Here is a 21,045-nt window from a genome sequence, read left to right as displayed (position 1 = left end):
TCCTCACGTTACTCAAAGTATGACAACGGCCGAGATGCCTTATGACTCAGCCGCAGCAGACTGTTTGCTCCATCTTTTCGGTAACCGGAAGCTGCTCTCTGACATAAAAGACCTCCCATTCATTTCCATCGGGATCGGTAAACCAGACCTTGTCCTGACGGGCGAAACAGCATTTAGTGTCGCTCTCCACGAGCCTCACCAACCCTTTCTCGGTAAGATCCTTCTGCCATTTCATCACTTCATCGGGTGAATTGACCTCTATTCCAAAATGAGAAACCCGACTGGTCTCTCCCTCCCCCGACTGCATGGCAAAATTCAGCGGCGGATCGTTCAAATCGAACTTCGCATAGCTTGACGTCCGCTTTTGGGGCTTTGCTCCAAAGACCTTCTCATAAAAGGCGACTGATTCGGCGACGTTCGTGACGTTCATCGATAAATGGATACGCATGGGCTCCCTCCTTTTATTAACATTTCCAGCCGGGTTCGAAGCAGTTCAAAATCTGACAACGCGCCAGAGCCTCCTTGCCGTCACCGCAGGCCTCGGAAAGCGCTTTGATTGATTTCTTCATTCGCCTAAGATCTTGGAGCTTCTCTTCGATTTCCTTCAATTTGCCTTCTGCCCGAATTCTCACATCGGAACACGTGGCGCGGGGATTCGAATTCAACTCAAAAAGAGTTTTGATTTCTTTCAACGTAAATCCAAGGTCTTGCGCCCGCTTAATGAAGCGGATTCGCTTCGCATCTTCTTCAGAGTATTTTCTGAAGCCTTCCTTAGCCGACGGTCGCTTGATCAATCCTTTTCGCTCATAAAAGCGAACAGTCTCGACGCCGACGCCTGAGAATTGGGCTAACTTTCCGATGGTGAATTGTTCCATAGATCCTATAATACACTCCGTACATATGTACGGAGTCAAGAAGTATTTTATAAAAGCTAGGGAAGCCCTTTCAGTTATGAGCAATTGTAAATCTCTCTGAAATATTGTAGATTGGCAGATCCTCCTAGAAATATAATCCGCTAGAGACATCAGATAAATTACACTTATGTTTCTTCTTAAGGCTCTTGGGCTCTTCATTGTTACCGCAGTTGCGGAGATCGTTGGCTGCTATCTGCCATACCTCTGGCTTAAGAGAGGGGCATCTCCTTTGCTGCTTATTCCGGCAGCCGCCAGTTTGGCGCTCTTCGCATGGTTGCTCTCATTACATCCCTCGGCCGCAGGCCGGGTCTATGCGGCATACGGGGGGGTCTACATTACGGTTGCCATTTTCTGGTTGTGGCTCGTTGATGGTGTCCGACCGACCGCATGGGATCTGGCCGGAGTCACAATTTGTCTGGTTGGGATGGCTGTTATTATTTTAGGCGCTCGCTGAGAATTTTGGACCAAAGATTGGGTTGAATAGGACAACTTTTTTTGGGTGGTTGTCATTCAGCGAACGATATGATATATATTCTTTGTTAGGACAGGGATAACATGCAAAGAAAAAAAACATATATCATGCTTGCAGCTTTTCTCCTGGTCGCCTTTTCGCTCGGGACGGTGTATGATGTCTGCGCTTATACAGACTGGCAGACATCTAATTCACAGTTCTCTTCTTCGCTCTCAACCGATTCTGCGCCGCCTTCGTCCTCCGATTTGGGCGCGCGGGACTGTCACTGTCTTTGTCATTTTGCTTTTCAGCCAGCAAACCATGTCAGCGTCAAAACCTTTACCCGACATCAATCTCACGCATCACTCCTAAAAGAATCAATCAAAGAGCCGGCTTCCGCTGGCATCCTTAGACCTCCGATCGTCCTTCTGTAACTCTCCTTCTGAATCAATAGTTTAATCAAAATTCGATTCTAATGCCGGAGGTCTACTTGTCTACATATCGCCATTTGGGCGTATTTGTATTCACCTTGTTCATTTTCGCTCCAGTTTTGACTTGGGGAGCGGAGCAGCAAGGAAAGCGCTATACCCTCGAAGAAGTTTTAGCCCTTGCAGAAGAGAAAAACCCTTCGATAGAAATTTTCCGGGCCAATCTGGATGCCGCGCAGGGAAGCATGGCCGCCGCCCGGGCCTATCCCAATCCGGAACTTAGTGTGAGCCTCGGAAGAGGGAAGCCTTTGGGAAGTCCCGGCGCCGGGTATGAAGGGGAATATGGTTTCGGAATCGGTCAGCCGTTGGAGTGGCCCGGCAAGCGAATTTACCGTAGAAAAGCGGCGGAGGCGGAGGTCGGTGTCGCCCGTCAGGAATCGGACGACTTTAGGCTGGAGTTGCGTTCCCAAGTCAAGGAGGCTTTTTTTAATCTTTTGCTCTCGAAGCAAATTCTAGACGTCTCAAGAAAAAACAGCGAGGCGGCCCAATCGCTCATCTCGGCTGCACGGGCGCGAGTCGATTCGGGAGAGGCCCCAGCTCTAGAGCTAATCAAAGCGCAGGTGGAACTCGCGCGGGTGACAAAGGATCTCCGCCGCGCTGAAAACCGAATCGTCCTCTCCAAAGGGGCGCTCAACTCCCTTTTAGGAGGAGCATTGAGCCCTGGTGAGGACATCGTCGGCGACCTCTCCGGAGCGCGAAAACATTACAATCTCACTTCCCTTCTCGAAGACGCAATGGTCCGGCATCCGCTGATCCTCCGTCAGAAGAAAGCGATGGAGGCGGCGGGCTATACGCTCTCCCGTGAGCGACAGTCTCTGATTCCTGATCTGGTGGTAAGAGGCGGTTTCAGTGAAGAGATCGACAAGCGATCTTATTCGCTCGGCCTCTCTTTGGTTTTCCCTCTTTTCTACCAGCGGCAAGGGGAAATCGCGGTCGCACGGGCGGGAGAAGCAAGGGCAAACGCCGAACTGGACCGCGCCCGCACGGAGCTTACCCGGCTAGTCACGCAGGAATATCAGAACTATCAGATCGCCCTTGAACAACTCACGGTCTTTGAAGAAGGGCTCCTCAAACAGGCCGACGAAGCGTTACGGATCGCCCAATTCAGCTACCAACAGGGGGAGTCGGGCCTACTCGATCTGCTCGATGCGCAACGGGTTCAGCGAGCCACGCTGAGTGAATACTATGAGGCCCAATTCGAACTGGATACAGCGCTCGCCCGGCTGGAACGGGCGACAGGAGGATTGCCGCAATGAGAACAGTATCCATCGGAGTTACTTTAATTATTCTATCGATGCTTTATCTTTCCTGCGCCAGGAGTCCGGCGGGATCCGAGGAGAAAGCCTCCAAGACGGAGGTTAAAGCCGTTCAGAAGAAAGAAGAGCATCCCGAAGAAAAAACATCCGGGCACGGCGAGGTCGCCATCGCCGCGGAGACCATGACCAGAGCGAACATCCGGATAGAGGAGATCACGCTCCGTCCCTTGAAGAGGGATTTCCGGGTTTCCGGATCTATCCAGGTTAATGAGAACCGGCTGGCGCATGTGGGATCCCGCATTCCGGGGCGCGTGCTGGAAGTGACGGCGGGGCTGGGTGATCGCGTCGAAAAGGGGGCTCGACTCGCTGTCATCGACAGCCCGGAGCTCGGGCAGGCTCAGTCAGCCTATCTGATGGCCACGGCGAAGCTGCTGGTGGCCGAGAAGGGATATGAGCGGGCTAAAACACTCATTGAAGCAAAAGTCATCGGCGCCGGCGAGCTTCAACGCCGCGAGGGAGAACACCTCTCGGCCCAGGCCGAAGCGCAGGCCGCCGAGGACCGGCTTCGTTTACTCGGTGTCACCGAGCAGGAGATGGCAGAGCTTACGCGAAATAAATCGATCCGCTCTCAGGCATCTATTCTCTCCCCCCTGGCCGGAACGGTGATCGAACGGAATGTGACGGCCGGAGAGGTGGTCGAGCCGGCCAAGTCCCTCTTTACCGTGGCCGACCTTTCGCTCCTCTGGGGGATTGCCGATGTTGCGGAGAAAGACTTGGTCCGGATCCAAAAAGGGGCTGTCGCGGAGGTCTCGGTTGCCTCCTATCCGGAAGAGCGTTTCAAGGGGAAGGTCGCCTATCTCTCCGATACGATCGATCCCGCCTCCCGGACCCTCAAAGTGAGGGTCGAAGTGGAAAATGCGAAGGGAAAGCTGAAGCCGCAGATGTTCGCGACCTTCCGCATCCAGACAGAAGAAGCGGAACGGAGCCTAGCCCTTCCCGAATCGGCGGTCCAGCGGGAGGGTGAGCAGTCAATTGTCTTTGTCGAAAAAGAAGGGACGGAGAAAGAAAGGCGCTTCGAGAAGCGTCCGGTCTCCCTCGGCGCCGAAGCGCAGGGCTATTATCCAGTTCTCTCCGGTCTTCAGCCGGGTGAGCGGGTCGTCATCCAAGGGGCTTTCGTTCTGAAATCGGAATCTCTCAAAGATCAGATGCAGGAGGAGTAGCATGATCGATCGAGTTATTGAATTTGCCTTACGGCAGAAAATGCTCATCCTCATTGCCACTTTCCTTCTGGTTGGCTTCGGTCTCTATGCTTTTCACTCAATCCCGATCGACGCCTTCCCGGACGTGACCAATATCCAGGTTCAGGTCATTACCGAGGCCCCGGGCCGCTCCCCGGTGGAGGTGGAGCAGTTCATCACTTATCCTATTGAGGTCCAGATGACTGGACTTCCAAAGTTGGTCGAACTCCGCTCCCTCTCCAAATTCGGGCTTTCCATGGTCACCGTGGTTTTTGAAGATGATGTCGATATCTATTTCGCCCGGCAGCTCATTTTAGAGCGTCTCATCCAGGCGAAGGAAAAACTTCCGGCCGGCGCGGAGCCGGCGATGGGTCCAATCTCGACCGGTTTGGGCGAGGTCTATCAATATACTTTGGAAAGGCCTTCCGGAGCGGCTCGCCCTTCCGATCAGGAGGAAGACTTGATGGACCTCCGGACGATCGAGGACTGGATCGTCCGTCCGATCCTCAAGACCGTCCCTGGCGTCACCGACGTCAACGCATTCGGCGGACATGTAAAGCAGTATCAGGTCCTGATCGATCCGGACCGGCTCAAGAAATATGATCTGACCCTGCGGGAGGTTTTCGAGAGCGTCTCCCGAAACAACACCAACGCGGGTGGAAACATCCTGGAGCATTCCTCGGAGCGCTATCTGATCCGAGGGGTCGGGATGATCAAAGACCTCCAGGATATCCGCGACATCGTGGTCAAAGCCGACAAGGGAACGCCGGTCTTCATCAGAGACGTCGCCGAGGTGAGGATTGGCGTAGGGGTACGTCAGGGCGCTCTTGTAAAGGACGGCAAGGGAGAAGCGGTCGCCGGGATCGTGATGATGATCCGGGGCGGGAGCGGGAAAGAGGTTGTCGCCGGTGTAACGCGGAAGGTCGAGGAAATCAACCGCAACAAGACGCTCCCCGGCGGGGTGACCATCAAACCGTTCTACGATCGGACCGAGCTCGTTGAGAAAAGTCTGGAGACCGTTACGCGGGCCTTAGAAGAAGGGGCGGTTCTGGTCGTCATTGTCCTTTATCTTTTTTTGCGGAACTTCAGAGGGGCCTTGGTTGTGGCGCTCACCCTTCCGCTTGCGGTCCTTTCCACATTTATTGTCATGTGGAAGACGGGACTCACCGCCAACCTGATGTCGTTGGGGGGGCTGGCGATCTCGCTCGGGATGGTGGTCGACGCCGCCATCATTCAAGTCGAAAATGTCCAGAGTCATCTTTCGGACCGTCCGGACGCGGAGAAGAATAAGTTGCATACCGTCCTGCGGGCGATTCTGGAGGTCCGAAAACCGAGCCTCTTCGGAGAGCTGATCATCGCGATCACCTTCATCCCGATCATGGCCCTTCAAGGGATGGAAGGGAAGATGTTTGCGCCGCTCGCATTCACAGTCGTCATCGCGCTCATCTCGTCTCTTTTTCTCTCCATGTCGGTCGTGCCGGTTCTTTGTTTATTATTCCAGAAGGGGGGAGAAGAAAAGGAGAGCCTGCTCGTCCATTGGGCAAAAAAAGTCTACGTGCCGCTCTTGACCTGGTCGTTAGGACATCGCGCCTGGGTTGTCTTGACCGCCCTCCTTTTTCTGGTCGGCAGCCTCGCCCTCGTACCTTTCCTGGGGACCGAATTTATCCCCGCTTTGGATGAAGGTTCGCTGACCACCCAGGTGATCCGGCTTCCAAGCATTTCTTTGCCCGAATCGATCGAAATGGAGAAAAAGGTCCAACAGGCGTTGCTGAGTTTTCCGGAGGTGGAAACGGTTGTTTCGAAAATCGGCTCGGCCGAGATCGCCACCGACCCGATGGGGCCGAATGTCAGCGATCCGATTGTGGTTCTCAAACCCAAGAAGGAATGGAAGAGCGCCAAAACGAAAGAGGAATTGATCGAGAAAATTCGGGTAGAGCTCGAAAAGATTCCCGGAGTCGCCTACAATATCACACAGCCGATTGCGCTGCGGGTCGATGAATTGATCTCCGGGGTCAAATCGCAGATCGCCATCAAGCTCTTCGGCGATGACTTGGATCTGCTGAAGACAAAAGCCGAGGAGATCGCGCGGGTGGTCTCGAAAGTAAAAGGGGTCACCGATCTGCGAGTCGAACAGACGGCGGGCCAGCCATACATTACGATTGAGGCCGACCGGCGGAAGATCGCGCGCTATGGGATCAATGTCGCCGATGTTCAGGAAATCATTGAGACCGCTATCGGAGGGAAGGAAGCGACCGAAATTTTTGAGGGAGAGCGGCGTTTTGACTTGATTCTGCGGCTTCCCGAGGAAAAGAGAAACAGCCTGGAGGCAATGAGCAATATCCTGATCAGCAGCCCGAGCGGGGCGCGCATTCCTCTTTCCGAACTGGCCAAACTCTCCCTGACGGAAGGCCCGGTGCAGATCACTCGGGAGAACAGCAAACGGCGGATCGTCGTGGAGTTGAATGTGGAGGGCCGGGATATTGGAAGCCTCGTTGCCGAGGCGCAGCAGAACATTCGGACACAGGTGAAGCTGCCGGAAGGGTATTACATCACCTGGGGGGGAGCCTTCGAGAACCAGCAGCGGGCGACGAAGCGGCTTTCGATCATCGTTCCCCTTACGATCGGACTGATCTTCTTTCTTCTTTATATGACGTTCAACTCCTTCCGCTACGCGGGATTGATCGTCGTGAACCTGCCGCTCGCCCTCATTGGGGGGATCTTGGGGTTATTTTTCTCCGGACTTTATCTTTCGGTGCCCGCCTCGGTCGGATTTATCTCTCTTTTGGGAGTCGCGGTGTTAAACGGGGTGGTTCTGGTCACATATATGAATCAGCTTGTCGAAGAGGGAGTTCCGGTTCGGGAGGCGGTCCTCCAAGGATGCGAACGGCGGCTGCGGCCGGTGCTGATGACCGCCACCGTGGCAATTTTGGGGCTGATCCCGATGCTCTTCGCCACAGGCCCCGGCTCCGAAATTCAGAAGCCGCTTGCGACAGTGGTGATCGGAGGTTTGATCTCTTCCACTCTTTTAACCCTTTTGGTTCTTCCCTCCCTCTACTCCTGGTTTGAAGAGCGTCGTCAAGGAAAAGAGGGAGAAAACGGAAGAAGGGAAGATGGAATCGCTCTGAAGTCCGGTAGTCGTGAGGAGGTGAGCCATGAAAGAAGTTAAAGCATACATTAAGCATCAGCGGGTCAATCAGGTGATCGAGGCATTGGAGCGGGAGGGTTTTACCGACATGACCCTAATTGATGTCCGCGGGATCACATCAGGACTTCACGAGGAGGCGTACAAATACTCTCTCGAGCTGGCGCAGAAATACATGGATGTCATCAAGCTGGAACTCGTCTGCGCCGACGGACAGGCGAAGAAAGCGGCGGCGATCATTGCGCAGGCGGCTCACACCGGCCGTCAGGGGGACGGACTGGTCTTCGTCACCCCGGTGGAGGCGATCGTCCGGATCAAGACCGGAGAAAAGGGCAACGCCGCAATGGAGCCGGAAAAATAGAGGATGAAAATGGAAACAGCGCTCCCGGGTCTAGCATCTCTTCAGAACATTCACCCCATGTTTGTCCATTTTCCGATCGCCTTTCTTTTGGGGGCGCTCGCTATGGAAGGATTCGCCGTTCTGTGGAATGAGAAATTCCACTTCGTCGCAACCTGGATGTTATATCTAGGAACGCTTGCGGCAATCGTCACTCTCTCGACCGGATTTATTGCTGCAAATACGATTGCAGCGACTGATCCACGTGGTCATGCAGCCCCCGGCCATGACTTTATCCACGTTCACCGGAACTGGATGGTGGCTGTTACGCTGCTCGGGATACTTCTCTCCAGTTATCTTTCTTGGATCAATCATAAGGGCAAGTGGGCTTCCCATCGCTGGCGACTTCTCGCGGGATTGGTTATCTTTTCGGCGCTGGTCGCGTTGGGAGCCGATAGGGGGGCGCGCTTGGTGTTTGAGTTTGGAACGGGGGTGAACCCCGAAATCCTTAAAGCGGCGCCGGAAGGATCCGACCATGGAGACAACCACTGAAATCAATATCGATGAACGATCCGGGTATCGAAAGCGACTCTTCATCGTTTTCTCAATCACCCTTGGCTATCTAATTATAGAAGTCATCGGGGGGCTTTTGACAGGTAGCTTGGCCCTTCTGGCCGACGCAGGACATATGCTGACCGACGTCGGAGGGCTGGCGATTTCCCTCTTCGCCATGTGGTTTGCCCAACGCCCTCCGACGCCGCAGAAGAGCTATGGCTACTATCGGGTCGAGATTTTGGGCGCGCTCCTCAATGCGGTCATCCTGATTTTTATTTCGTTCTATATTCTCTACGAGGCCTATCGGCGATTCATCGATCCTCCGGAGGTCCTGGCGCTACCCATGATGGGTGTGGCCGTCGTCGGGCTGATCGTCAATGTCGTCGGCATGCGGCTGTTGCACGCCGGTTCTAAAGAGAGCATTAATATGAAAGGGGCCTATCTGGAGGCGCTCAGCGATATGCTCAGCTCCGTCGGAGTCATCCTTGCCGCGCTGATGATACTGACGACTGGTTGGAAACTCGCCGACCCGTTAATCAGCGCCGGCATCGGTCTCTTTATTCTCCCCCGAACGTGGAGTCTTCTCAAGCAGGCCGTCAATGTATTGCTGGAAGCCGTTCCGGAGCATATCGATTTGAGCGAGGTCGGCCGGGCGATGGCGGCGATGGAAGGAGTGGAGGAGGTTCATGATCTGCACGTCTGGACGTTGACTTCGGGAAAGTATGCCTTAAGCGCTCATGTGACGATCTCCAAACTTCAGGACTGGCCCGCAGTCCAACAATCCCTTGAAGGGCTCCTCTCCGACCAGTTTCAGATTACCCATACGACGCTTCAGGTCGCGGTCCCCCCTGGCCATCGGATTGGATTTCCAAGAAATAGGAGTAATTAAAAATGGCCATGGAGCATCTAAAGATAATCGGAACCACTCTAATTCTAGTAATTGTGGCTTTGAAAATAATTCCGAAGGACGTCGTAGAGGAGTGCAGGAACCTGGCGGGGAGGCAGGAAATTATATGAATGTAACGCTTCAAAGGAGGGCGCTCTGGTTAGCCTATGTGACCGTCGGGTACAACCTTCTCGAAGGGGTGGCCTCGATTGCGGCGGGGCTCATTGCTGGGAGCGTAGCCCTTCTAGGATTCGGTCTCGATAGCTTTATCGAGTCGTTCTCCGGCAGCATTATCATATGGAGGTTTTACAGAAACCGTGCAATGACCGAAAAGGAAGAAGAGCTGCGCGAGGCCAGAGCCATTCGGGGCGTAGGATATGCCTTTCTCATACTAGCGGCTTATGTCACCTATGAATCGGTCGAGAAATTAATCCGCCGCGAAGCAGCCGCTCCAAGCCTCTTCGGGATCGTTATTGCTCTTCTCTCTGTCGTGATTATGCCAGTTTTGTTTTATTTTAAAAACCAGACAGGACGGAGAATGAAGAGTCGAAGCGTCATTGCGGATTCTAAACAGACGCTCGCGTGCGTTTTTCTGTCGATTGCTCTGCTCATTGGGTTAGGGCTGAACTATCTCTATGGTCTCTGGTGGGCAGACCCGGCCACGGGTCTCATTATTGTCCTCTTTGCCGCGAAAGAGGGGTATGAGGCGCTGAAGGAAGAGAAACTGTGCTGTTAGCTTGGGGGTGCACGAAAACGGAGGGTCCCCTTTCCCTCGCGTCCTCTGTCCCTTTTTTAGTTGACCGCGTATCCGTGAAAGCAGCGATCGACCTCTTTTGTTTTCCGGTCAGAAAGGTTTAGATATTCTAGAAATAACTGAAGAGCATAGGTTGCGCTTCACGAATAAAATGTTTATTCTACTAAGTACTGGATTGATCATTTAAGAGCATAGGAGTAGCTATGGGTTTTGAAGATGACCAGGGGGAACTTAAAACAGAGGAAACGAGGCGAAGATTAAAGGCAGCCTTGCTGTTAAATACGGTTGTAATCCTCGTCGAGACGGCCGGTGGTCTGTCGGCAAACAGTCTGGGGCTATTGAGTGATGCTCTTCACAACTTCGTCGATGAGGGGACCCTTCTGTTGACGTTTTATGCTTTTGTTCAGCGATCCAAATCGGCTTCCGGGCGGCGAACATTCGGTTTCCACAGGATGGAGGTAATGGCCGCCTGGGTCAATTCTGTTGCCATGATCCTCCTGACCGTTGGCATTATGCTGATAGGATTCTACCGGGTCATTCATCCGGTTGCGGTCCATGGAAATATGATGTGGATCGCGGGCCTGATCGCCTCGCTTGGAAATTTGGGAGTGGCCCTCACTCTTCGAGAATCCTCGAGAAAGAATGTCAATATTCGCAGCGCCTATCTTCATAACCTAGGCGACGCATTGATCTCCCTCTCTCCGGCTATCGGTGGAGTATTGATTTCGGCTACAGGATGGATCTTAATCGATCCGCTGATCGGCTTCGGGATCGGCGCAGCGATTCTCTTTGGGATTGTCGGCATCCTCAAAGAAGCGAATATGGTTCTATTAAAAAGCACCCCAGCGGGCATTAATCCTGAAAACGTCTCAGAGTTCATCCGGTCCGCTCCATACGTTCGGAACGTTCACGACCTCCATATCTGGTCTGAAGGAACGGAGTTATATCTTCTTACGTGCCAGCTTCTTGTTGAGGATATGCCCATCAGTCAGGGGGATCAGCTGCTGAAAAGGCTCCGAAAGCAACTATTCGAGAACTTCGGGATCAGCCATGCGACGATTCAGATGGAGACGACCTCTTGTCATCCACAACTCCTCTATTGTGATCTCCAAAAGCGATTGGCCCATAGTATCGAACTGAGCGCTCATAGCGCGAAGACGTGAGCCTGTCTGAAAATGCCTAGATTAATATATAATATTGGAGTATAGTCACGCCATGAAAAGGAATGATCCTTCAGGACACCGACTGGTCGTCTCTCTGTTCATTCTCCTCTGGTTCTTTGTCTGGGGCGTTTGCCCCTGGGACAGGTCATCATCTGCCGCCCACGCAGGCGAGGCGACACATGCCAATCATGGCCATCACGGGGACATGGACGATACCCACCATGCTTCCAAAGGGACAGAGCACTCTTGTTCAGGATCGATCTCCTATAGCAGCAATGCACAAAAAGAACGTCTCTATGAACAAGTTGGTTCTGTCGATCGGCAGACCTTCGCTCCGGCCGAGCTTTCCTTCCGTCTAACCCAGTCCCATGGTTATCAAAAGCCTCTTTTTGAAATAAACATCCTTCCAAAATTGTTGACCGAATATTATCAGCTCTACTCCATCTACCGAATTTAAACCTTCTCTTCCGAAGTTTAGGAAAGTGATGCTCGTAGCATATCCAGCGGCGCTCTTTTTAAGCAACCGTGGATAAAAGTTCTTTCGAGCAATTTTTCGAGCCATCGAAAAAGAGGATTAATGTCCTATTTCCTATCTATTTATTTTCCTTTTAAGCGTGAGCACGCCTGCATTTGGCAGGAAGAGGAAAATGATACATGTCGGTAAGGAGGCTGTTGGGATGAAAACAGATCTTATTTCCAGACGTCAGTTACTGAAGAGCGCCGGGGCACTAGGGATGCTGGCGTTGTTGGAACGCTTCGCGCCCGCCTACGCGTGGGCGAGGCCGACGAAATTAGCGCAAACCGGGGAATTGACCGGGAACATCATCGATCTCACGATCGCCGAGACCCCTTTCCGCGTCGGGAATCGATCCGGGACGGCGGTGACGATCAACGGCACAGTGCCGGGGCCGCTGGTTCGCCTGCGTGAAGGGGAAGAGGTCACGCTCAACGTGACGAACCGCTTGAAGGAGATCGCTTCGATTCACTGGCATGGGGTGCTTGTCCCGCCTGATATGGACGGGGTGCCCGGCGTCAGCTTCGGCGGAATCAAGCCGGGAACAACGTTCACTTATCGCTTTCCCTTAAAACAGAGCGGGACCTACTGGTTTCACAGCCATTCGGGATTTCAGGAACAGGTTGGCGTCTATGCGCCGATGATCATCGATCCGCGTGAACCGGATCCGGTTAAGTATGACCGAGATTATGCAGTGGTGCTTTCGGATTGGACGTTTGAGGACCCCATGAAAATGATGGGCAAACTCAAGAAGCAGGCGGGCTATTTCAATTTTCAACGGCGAACGATGAAAGAATTCCTCTCCGTCGCGAAGAAAAACGGCTGGCGCGCGACATTTGAGGACTACCGGATGTGGGCCCGGATGCGGATGGACCCGACCGATCTGGCCGACGTGACCGGCCACGCCTATACCTACCTGATCAACGGGCTTCCCTCGGCCTCCAACTGGACGGGACTTTTTCGTTCCGGCGAGCGGGTCCGCCTGCGGTTCATCAACGCATCGGCCATGTCCATCTTCGATGTTCGCCTTCCGGGTTTAAAAATGAGGGTGGTTCAGGCAGACGGTCAGAATGTTCAGCCGGTCGAAGTGGATGAGTTCCGCATCGCGACGGCGGAGACGTACGATGTAATCGTCGAGCCGAAGGAGGATCGCGCCTACACGATCTTCGCAGAGTCGATCGATCGCGGCGGCTACACGCGCGGGACGCTTGCCCCGCGGCCCGGCATGAGCGCGGAGATCCCGGCGCGCCGACCCCGTCCGCTTCGCACGATGGAAGACATGGGGATGATCGTGGAAGGGATGGGAGAGATGCCCGGGATGCAGCATGGGAAGGAAATGGAAGGAATGCCTAATGAGCCTGGGGAGCATAATATGCGGGATATGGAAAATATGCCAGGGATGCAGATGGAAGATCAGCATCGCTCGGAGATTCCCGGCAGCGCCCCAGTCAAGCACGGTCCCGACACGCACGGCTCCGGCAATCAGATGGTCCCTGATGTCACGCGCAGCCGGTTGGACGAACCGGGCGCCGGGCTGGGGAACGACGGCCGGAGGGTGCTTGTGTATACCGACCTGAAGAGTCTGCATCCGTATCCCGACCGGCGCGCGCCGGAGCGCGAAATCGAAATTCACATTACCGGGCATATGGAGCGCTTCATCTGGTCGTTCGACGGGAAAAAGTTTTCCGAAGCGAAAGAGCCGATTCACTTTCGCTTCGGTGAGCGATTGCGCTGGACGTTCGTCAACGACACCATGATGGAACATCCGCTCCACCTGCACGGGATGTTCATGGAACTGGAGAACGGCGCCGGCGAGCACCTGCCGCGCAAGCACACGATCAACGTCAAGCCCGCCGAGCGCCTCTCAGTCGCCATCACCGCCGACGCGCCGGGGAGATGGGCATTTCACTGCCACCTCCTCTTTCATATGGAAGCGGGGATGTTCCGGGTCGTCGAGGTCTCGGAGAAAGCGTCGGAGGTGCGGTCATGAAAACTTCTCTACGAATTCTCATGCTGATCGCTCTCATCTATCTGTCGGGAGCAACGGACGCCTTCAGCGCTTCGAGCGCGCAGGTCGTATCGGACAAGGAGGGCCGTACGCCGGCGAACCTATCGCCGCAGCGGAACTGGCCCAGTCCGGTCGACGATATGGAGCCGTTTACCTTCGTCCTCGCCGACGTGTTCGAATACCGCCCGAAAGGAACGGATAGAGACTTCCGGTGGGACATCGAGGGATGGCGCGGCGGCGATTACAACCGCCTCTGGTTCAAGAGCGAAGGGGAGCGCCACACCGCGTTCAAAGCCGACTACGACATCGACTTCCAACTGCTTTACGGACGCTTTATCCGGAAGTATTACGACTTTCAGGCCGGTCTCCGCGCCGAAACGCAGACCTTCAGCGATCGCAACGTGACCCGCGCGCATGCGGTCATCGGTTTTGAAGGACTGATTCCTTATCGCTACGAGATCAAGTCTGCGCTATTTATCAGCCAGAACGGCGACCTGTCTGCCCGCTTCACCATCACAAAAAACTATCTGGTGACACAACGGCTGGTTTTCCAGCCTCGCTTTGAGACCAACGCCGCCATTCAGAGGGTCGAAAAGTTCACGACCGGCAGAGGGTTGAACAACATTGAGCTGGGACTCCGCCTTCGCTATGAGATCCGGCGCGAGTTCGCCCCCTACCTCGGCGTCTCGTTTGACCGGAGCTTCTTCGGCACAGCCGACCTCGTGCGGCGGGAAGGGGGCGACCCCCGGCAGGTTCGCTTTGTGGCCGGTGTGAGAATGTGGTTCTGAAAATTGTGGAAATAGAATGAACATCAGGTAGGTTGAACGTATCCGGTTACCAATAAGGAGAGAAAAATGGAAACGCTGCTTCCAGGAATGGCTACGCTCCGAGGAAATATCCACCCTTTGCTGATCCACTTTCCAATCGCTTTTTTTGTGGGGGCGCTTGCGATGGAAGTGCTTGCTGTTTTGCGTGATGAGAAATTCCATTTCGCTGCAACCTGGATGCTTTACTTGGGAACACTCTCGGCCTTGATCGCTCTTCCGACCGGATTTATCGCCGCCAATATTGTCGCGGCGACCGACCCGCGAGGGCATGACGCGCCGGGCCATGATTTCATCCACATTCACCGGAACTGGATGGTCGCCTCTACCGCTGTAGGAATCCTTTTGACGGGTTATCTTCTCTGGATCAACAAAAAAAAGAATTGGGTTTCTCACCGCTGGAGACTCCTGCTGGGGCTGGCGGTCTTGTCGGCGCTAGTCGCTCTGGGAGCTGATCGGGGCGGCCGGCTCGTATTTGAGTCCGGGACAGGAATAAATCCCGAAGTTCTGAAATCGGCGACAGAGAAATCGACTCATGAGGATAACCACTGAAATAGATATCCATGAACGATCCGGACATCGGAAGCGGCTCTATTGGCTATCTCCTTTTTCCGTTCGATCTCATTGCCGATTTTATTCCTCTGATCGGCCACCTCTACGACATGATCATCGTCCCGGCTCTTATCTTTGTGGCTCTGAAAATGATACCCAGAGAGGCGATCGAGGAATGCAGAATGCCGGCGGAAAAAGAGGGAGGTTGATAGGATGGATTCAGCACTTCAGCGCAGAGCGTTGCGGCTGTCCTATTTCACGGTAGGGTATAACCTGATCGAAGGGATCGTCTCCATTGCGGCCGGGCTCCTTGCCGGTAGCGTCGCCCTGGTGGGCAATTCCTCTTTTCACTCGTCGTTTGGATCGGTGCTGCAGGTTGAGCAGGGGTGCATCCCGGATTCCCTTCGCAGGGGCCGGGATCAACCCACGCTTTTCATAATAGCGGAGGGTCTGGACATTTACATCCGCCTCCTTTGCTGCCTGCCCGATCGAGAGCGTTTTCATTTCATTCCCCTCATCTTCTTTATAAACCCTCTCCCTAGATATAGAGTCAAGTCTTTTTAATTCAGGGAAATCACGCTGGATAAGCGATTCATTCGTTTTGATAGCACTCTTATGAGCTAGTACGGCCCAGCATCGATGATAAATTTTTCCCGGATCTTCTTAATACCAGGTCGTTCTATTTCGATGGAGATCGTCCACTCGCCTCCCATCATCAAATCGATCTCCACCTCATAGTTCCCATTGTCGGTGAGCGCGCCTTTTTCGGCGCCGCGCATCCCGTGCATGGAATAGTGAAAGGTGATCCTTGCGTCGGTGATCGCCCTACCAGAGGAAGAAGGTGACAAGGTCAAAACATAATCTTCCCGCTCCCGATGTAGGACGTTAAAATCTTCGTACTGCTGCCGCACGTACAAGACGGCAAAACGCCCAGTAAAAGGAACAAAATGATCGAAGGCCTCATATTTCCTTCTGCTTATCGGGGTTCTTCTTTTCGGTCTGTTTCATGAATACTCCTCTCATCTGAGAGCAAAACCGACACAGGTTCTACATTTGCGTCCTTTTCAAACGTCGTTCTTCTTAACCCGCGCTCCCGCCAGATCTCGTAAATGACAGGATAGATCAGCAGCTCCATGATGAATGAAGTGAAAATGCCGCCGATCATTGGCGCTGCAATCCGCCGCATCAGATCGGCGCCGGCGCCAGCCGACCACATGATCGGAACCAGACCCATAAACATGACGCTGACCGTCATCACTTTCGGCCGAAGTCGATGGACCGCGCCCTCAATGATGGCTTCTTTTAAGTCCCGTATGGTTCGCATTGTTCCGTTCCTTAGCCGCTCCTCATAAGCAAGGTCGAGATAAAGGAGCATGAAGACACCGGTTTCGGCATCGAGCCCCATCAAGGCGATCAGTCCGACCCAGACCCCGATGCTCATGTTGTAACCGAGGAAGTATAAAAACAGAATGGCGCCGACCGCTGAAAAGGGAACGGCGAGAAAGACGATCAGGGTCTTTACCGCAGAACCGGTGTTCAGGTAAAGGAGAAGAAAGATAATAAAAAAGGTGAGCGGCAAAACAATTTTCAGATGCTCTTTGGCCCGCAGAAGATATTCATATTGGCCGGCCCAGACCAATGAGTATCCTGCTGGAAGCTTGACCTTCTCCGCAACGATTCTCTGAGCCTCTTTGGCATAGCCCCCCATATCAGACCTCGTGGTATCGACAAAGACCACCCCCGCCAGCATGGCGCTCTCATCCTTCACCATCGGAGGGCCTTCGGTATATTTGATCTCAGCCAGCTGAGCCATCGGAATTTGCGCTCCGGCGGGAGTCGGCACGAGAACACGCTTTAACTTTTCGATATCATCCCGGTATTCGCGCGCGTAGCGAACGTTGATCGGGTAGCGCTCCCGGCCTTCCACGGTTTGCGAGATATTTTTCCCTCCAATCGCCGTTTCAATGATCTCCTGAATCTCTTCAACCCGAAGCCCATAACGAGAAGCCGCCTTCCGGTCGATCACGAAATCGAGGTAATAGCCGCCTGTCACCCGCTCGAAGAAAGAAGATCGCGTATCCGGAATCTTGGCCATCACCCCTTCGATCTGTTGCCCGATCTTCTCGATCTCATTTAAATCGGCCCCTAAAATTTTGATCCCGATATTGCTTCGAATGCCGGTGGCGAGCATTTCAGTCCGGGTCTGGATCGGCATCCACCAGATGTTCGGGACGCCGGGGAACTTCAGCTTCTTGTCCATCTCGGCGATCAGCTTTTCCCAGGTCATTCCAGGCCGCCATTGGTCCTTCGGTTTTAAAGTGATGACCGTCTCTCCCATGTTCAGCGGCGCAGGGTCGGTGGCACTCTTCGCCTCGCCGATCTTCCCGAAGACCCGCTCCACCTCCGGAAATTCCTTTAACATCTGATCCTGGATCTTTAAAATCCGCGTTGCTTCGGTGATTGAAATCCCAGGGAGGGTGGTCGGCATATAAAGGATCGTCCCTTCGTTCAAAGGAGGCATAAACTCTGAGCCGAGGCGAAGATAAACGGGAATAGTGAGAAGAACGATCAAAACGGCCGAAATCACCACCGGCCAACGGTGCCGAAGCATGAATTCGAGCACAGGATGATAAATCCGCTGGAGCGGCCGGCTGATTGGATGCTTTTCTTCAGCGTAGTACTTTCCAACCAAGGCATGATTACCGATCCAGGAGAGCCATTTGGGTCGAAAAGTAAAAGGATCCATCCGGGTGAAGAGCATCCGCATCGCGGGATCGAGCGTGATGGCTAGCACGGCCGCGATTGCCATCGCCAGATTTTTGGTAAAGGCGAGCGGCTTAAAGAGACGGCCCTCCTGCGCTTGTAAGGTGAAGATCGGAATAAAGGCTACGGCGATAACGAGCAGCGAGAAAAAGACCGAAGGCCCCACCTCCTTCAGCGCATTGAGCCGCACCTCATGGTAGTCGCCGACCCTTCCCGTCGATTGCCAATGTTCCAGCTTTTTGTAGGCATTCTCCACCTCCACGATGGCGCCATCCACCAGAACACCGATGGAAATGGCAATGCCGGCCAGCGACATGATATTCGAGGTCAGGCCCGAATAGTACATCGGAATAAAAGAGAGGATTACCGCAATCGGAATCGTCACGATCGGAATCATGGCGCTGGGGATATGCCAAAGGAAGATCAGAATGACCCCGCTGACAATGAGCAGCTCCTCTGTTAAGGTATGTTTAAGCGTGTCGATTGCCCGTTCGATCAGATCGGATCGATCATAGGTGGGGACAATTTTGACCCCTTCCGGCAACGAGGGTCCGATCGCCTTGATCTTTTCCTTCACCCGGTTGATCACGTTCAGCGCATTTTCGCCGTAACGCATGACGACGACCCCGCCGACCACCTCTCCTTTTCCATCCAACTCCGCCACCCCCCGCCGAATGTCGGGACCAATCGTCACATTCGCGACATCTTCCACTCGGATCGGTGTACCCTTCTCGTCGGTTCCGATCGGGATGATGCGAATATCCTCGGTCGACTGGATATAGCCCTGCCCCCGGATGACATATTCCCGGCCTGCCTGCTCGATAACCCGCCCTCCGACGTCGTTGTTGCTCGCGCGGATCGCCATGACGACATGATTGAGCGGGATAGGGTAGGCCGCCAGCTTATTCGGATCGATATTGACCTGGTACTGCTTAACGAAGCCGCCGACCGAGGCGACCTCCGCGACCCCGGGCACCGATTGAAGCCAGTAGCGCAGAGACCAGTCCTGAAGGGTCCGAAGCTCCGCCAGATCGTGCTTTCCCGATTCATCCACCAAGGCGTACTGATAAACCCATCCGACGCCGGTCGCATCCGGACCGAGCGTGGGGGTCACTCCTTCCGGCAATTTTTGAGAGACCCCTTGCATGTATTCCAGGACCCGGCTTCGAGCCCAGTAGATATCGGTGCCGTCTTCGAATATGACGTAGACGTAGGAGAGCCCCAGCATCGACTGGCCACGGACATACTTTACCTTCGGCGCGGAGATGAGCGAGGTGATCACCGGATAAGTGATCTGATCTTCAATGAGGGTCGGGCTTCGGCCCGGCCATTCTGTGAAGACGATGACCTGCGCATCCGAAAGATCCGGAATGGCGTCGAGGGGAACATTCCGCATCGCCCAGACCGCCCAGGCGACCAGAAAAAAGGTGATTGTGATGATTAAAAATTTATTCCGGGCAGAATAATCGATGATTTTTTCAATCATGTGAAACTCCAATCAGTTTCGTAATCGGGGCGGGTCTACCCCGCCCCGATTAGCATTACATTCCCGGCATTCCTTCCATTCCATCGCCCGCTTCCAAGGTGAATTTTTCCTGAAGTTCCGGTTTGCCAGGTGGGGTAATAAGGGCGGTCACCTCCCACGTTCCTGCCATACCGAATTTGACCTTCCCCTCATACTGACCGTTCTTGAATGAGGCCGGAACTTTCACCGACTTCATTCCAGGCATGGCCATCGTGTAGGAAAAGACGACCTTGGCGTTTTCAACCGGTTTTCCGGAAGCATCGACGATTTTCAGCCGGACGAGGTTCTCGCCGTCTTTCGGGGGCGCCGGCTCCGTTGACAGGGTCAGAGAGAGACCTCCCGCTTTCTTAGTCTGCGGTCCTGCAGGGGTTTTCTTCCCCTCCATCCCTTTCATTCCTTCCATCCCTTTCATATCCATCTCACCCATCTGTGCCTGCTCCATCTTGATGCCGGCCATCCCGAGCGCCCCCATCATGTTGGACGAAGCCATCAACTTGCTCTCGGAGTCGATCAAGAAATTGGCCGAGGTGACGATTTTGTCTCTCACCGAGAGTCCCTCCTGAACGAGGTATTGACCGTCGATCCGGCTCGCTTTAATCTCCTTCGGTTCATACGTCTCCATCCCTTTGTCAATGAAGGCGATTTTACGCAGGCCGGAGTCGAGCACCGCCGACTCCGGAATCAAAAGGCCCTTTCCGAGTAAAGCCTTCAGCTCCACCTGGGCGAACATCTCCGGCTTGAGTTTAAAACCCGGATTGGGAAGCTCCAGCCGGACCCGAACGGTCCGGGTTTGGGGATTGAGAAAGGGATCGATGTAGGCCACCTTCCCGCGAAACATCTCGCCGGGGTAAGCGTCGACGGTGACGGCGGCTTCCTGGCTTTCTTTCACGTATGCAAGATCGGATTCGTAGACCTCCGCAACGACCCAGACGGTGGACAAATCGGCGATCTCGTAAAGGGTCATCTCCGGTGTGACCCGCATCCCTTGGGTTCCCTCCCTTTTGGTGACAACGCCGTTGATTGGCGAGGTGATCACGATGGCCGTCTGCGGCTCGCCTCGCTTCTCCAATTCCTGAATCTGCCTCTCGGTGATTCCGGACAAAAGAAGCCTTCTTCGCGTCGAAGAAAGGAGGACGTCTCCAGTCTCCCGTACTTCGGCGACCGAACTGGCCACAAGTTTTGCCTGGCTTCTTTTCGCCAACAGGTACTCCTGCTGCGTTGTAAGCAGATCGGGAGAATAAAGGGTCAGGAGCGGTTCTCCCTTTTTCACCACTTGTCCAGTGAAATTAATGAAGAGGTCCTGGATCCAACCGTCTACCTTCAAATTAATCCGAGCGAGCTTCCGTTCATCGTAAGCCACGCGGCCTACGGCCCGGATTCCTTTCTCCACCTCTTTCTCCTGAACTTCGGCCACTTTAACGCCGATCCGTTGCTTCTTCTCCGGCGTAAGCATCGTCGACGCCTGGCCGGTTTCATTGACGCCCATCTTCATCCCTTCCATGCTAGGCATCCCATCCATCTCCTTCATTGCCCGCTCTGTTTCCGTCCCTCCGAGCGCTTGATTCTTCGTCATTTGCGAGACCAATAAAGCTGCGATGGCAATAATCGCCAGCAGGAGCACGATCTTTCTGGTTCTACCCAACTTTTGTAATGCTCTCATTTTTGTATCCTCCTT

General features: G+C 54.0%; 20 protein-coding genes. 14 read left to right on the top strand and 6 right to left on the bottom strand.

Translation table 11 applies throughout. The features are described from left to right. Positions 1-46 precede the first annotated feature (46 nt). Both HY282_07295 and HY282_07290 read right to left on the bottom strand, forming a co-directional pair. Complete coding sequence (locus HY282_07295; protein MBI3803553.1) at positions 47-448, bottom strand: VOC family protein; 402 nt, start codon at positions 446-448, stop codon at positions 47-49. Between the two features lie 16 nt (positions 449-464). Continuing rightward, positions 465-1,025, bottom strand: a complete 561-nt coding sequence (locus HY282_07290) for a MerR family DNA-binding protein (protein ID MBI3803552.1) — start codon at positions 1,023-1,025, stop codon at positions 465-467. Positions 1,026-1,041: 16 nt separating this feature from the next. On the opposite strand from HY282_07290, the gene HY282_07285 reads away from it, so the two are divergent. From HY282_07285 to HY282_07220, 14 genes are all read left to right on the top strand, one after another. Next, positions 1,042-1,368 carry a YnfA family protein gene (locus HY282_07285; protein MBI3803551.1) on the top strand — a complete coding sequence of 109 codons (327 nt, stop codon included), beginning with the start codon at positions 1,042-1,044 and terminating at the stop codon, positions 1,366-1,368. Positions 1,369-1,855: 487 nt separating this feature from the next. Then, positions 1,856-3,109, top strand: a complete 1,254-nt coding sequence (locus tag HY282_07280) for a TolC family protein (protein ID MBI3803550.1) — start codon at positions 1,856-1,858, stop codon at positions 3,107-3,109. After that, on the top strand, positions 3,106-4,329 hold the full coding sequence (locus HY282_07275; protein MBI3803549.1) for an efflux RND transporter periplasmic adaptor subunit: 1,224 nt from the start codon (positions 3,106-3,108) through the stop codon (positions 4,327-4,329). The genes HY282_07280 and HY282_07275 overlap by 4 nt, the downstream gene beginning before the upstream one ends. 1 nt (position 4,330) lies before the next feature. Then, the gene (locus HY282_07270) at positions 4,331-7,513 is read left to right on the top strand and encodes an efflux RND transporter permease subunit (protein MBI3803548.1); all 3,183 of its coding nucleotides are present in this window, start codon (positions 4,331-4,333) and stop codon (positions 7,511-7,513) included. Further along, positions 7,500-7,850 carry a P-II family nitrogen regulator gene (locus tag HY282_07265; GenBank protein MBI3803547.1) on the top strand — a complete coding sequence of 117 codons (351 nt, stop codon included), beginning with the start codon at positions 7,500-7,502 and terminating at the stop codon, positions 7,848-7,850. The genes HY282_07270 and HY282_07265 overlap by 14 nt, the downstream gene beginning before the upstream one ends. 9 nt (positions 7,851-7,859) lie before the next feature. Then, positions 7,860-8,378, top strand: a complete 519-nt coding sequence (locus tag HY282_07260) for a DUF2231 domain-containing protein (GenBank protein MBI3803546.1) — start codon at positions 7,860-7,862, stop codon at positions 8,376-8,378. Further along, entirely contained in the window at positions 8,362-9,270 is a 909-nt protein-coding gene (locus HY282_07255; GenBank protein ID MBI3803545.1) for a cation transporter, read from the top strand. The genes HY282_07260 and HY282_07255 overlap by 17 nt, the downstream gene beginning before the upstream one ends. Positions 9,271-9,394: 124 nt before the next feature. Next, positions 9,395-10,003, top strand: coding sequence for a cation transporter (locus HY282_07250; protein MBI3803544.1), 609 nt, complete (start codon positions 9,395-9,397; stop codon positions 10,001-10,003). A 221-nt stretch (positions 10,004-10,224) separates the two neighbouring features. After that, a complete protein-coding gene (locus tag HY282_07245; protein MBI3803543.1) occupies positions 10,225-11,184 on the top strand; it encodes a cation transporter in 960 nt (319 codons plus the stop codon). 52 nt (positions 11,185-11,236) lie between these two features. Beyond that, on the top strand, positions 11,237-11,641 hold the full coding sequence (locus HY282_07240) for a hypothetical protein (protein MBI3803542.1): 405 nt from the start codon (positions 11,237-11,239) through the stop codon (positions 11,639-11,641). A gap of 220 nt (positions 11,642-11,861) precedes the next feature. Then, positions 11,862-13,688, top strand: a complete 1,827-nt coding sequence (locus HY282_07235; GenBank protein MBI3803541.1) for a copper resistance system multicopper oxidase — start codon at positions 11,862-11,864, stop codon at positions 13,686-13,688. A 20-nt stretch (positions 13,689-13,708) separates the two neighbouring features. After that, positions 13,709-14,494 (top strand): copper resistance protein B, encoded by a 786-nt coding sequence (locus tag HY282_07230; protein ID MBI3803540.1) that lies wholly within the window; start codon positions 13,709-13,711, stop codon positions 14,492-14,494. Between the two features lie 66 nt (positions 14,495-14,560). Continuing rightward, entirely contained in the window at positions 14,561-15,082 is a 522-nt protein-coding gene (locus tag HY282_07225; GenBank protein MBI3803539.1) for a DUF2231 domain-containing protein, read from the top strand. Positions 15,083-15,093: 11 nt separating this feature from the next. Beyond that, positions 15,094-15,291, top strand: a complete 198-nt coding sequence (locus tag HY282_07220; GenBank protein ID MBI3803538.1) for a DUF1232 domain-containing protein — start codon at positions 15,094-15,096, stop codon at positions 15,289-15,291. 10 nt (positions 15,292-15,301) lie between these two features. Here the strand turns inward: HY282_07220 and HY282_07215 are convergent, their stop codons facing one another. The 4 genes from HY282_07215 to HY282_07200 all read right to left on the bottom strand — a co-directional run bounded on the left by HY282_07215 (position 15,302) and on the right by HY282_07200 (position 21,030). Next, on the bottom strand, positions 15,302-15,586 hold the full coding sequence (locus HY282_07215) for a MerR family DNA-binding transcriptional regulator (protein MBI3803537.1): 285 nt from the start codon (positions 15,584-15,586) through the stop codon (positions 15,302-15,304). 116 nt (positions 15,587-15,702) lie between these two features. Next, a complete protein-coding gene (locus HY282_07210; GenBank protein MBI3803536.1) occupies positions 15,703-15,999 on the bottom strand; it encodes a FixH family protein in 297 nt (98 codons plus the stop codon). Between the two features lie 59 nt (positions 16,000-16,058). Continuing rightward, positions 16,059-19,331, bottom strand: a complete 3,273-nt coding sequence (locus HY282_07205; GenBank protein MBI3803535.1) for an efflux RND transporter permease subunit — start codon at positions 19,329-19,331, stop codon at positions 16,059-16,061. A gap of 55 nt (positions 19,332-19,386) precedes the next feature. After that, positions 19,387-21,030, bottom strand: a complete 1,644-nt coding sequence (locus HY282_07200) for an efflux RND transporter periplasmic adaptor subunit (GenBank protein ID MBI3803534.1) — start codon at positions 21,028-21,030, stop codon at positions 19,387-19,389. Positions 21,031-21,045 lie beyond the last annotated feature (15 nt).

Source organism: Candidatus Manganitrophaceae bacterium, from assembly GCA_016200325.1.
Lineage (GTDB): Bacteria > Nitrospirota > Nitrospiria > SBBL01 > Manganitrophaceae > Manganitrophus.
Note: the sequence above shows the minus strand (reverse complement) of the source record. Positions and strands in the feature narration are given on the sequence as shown.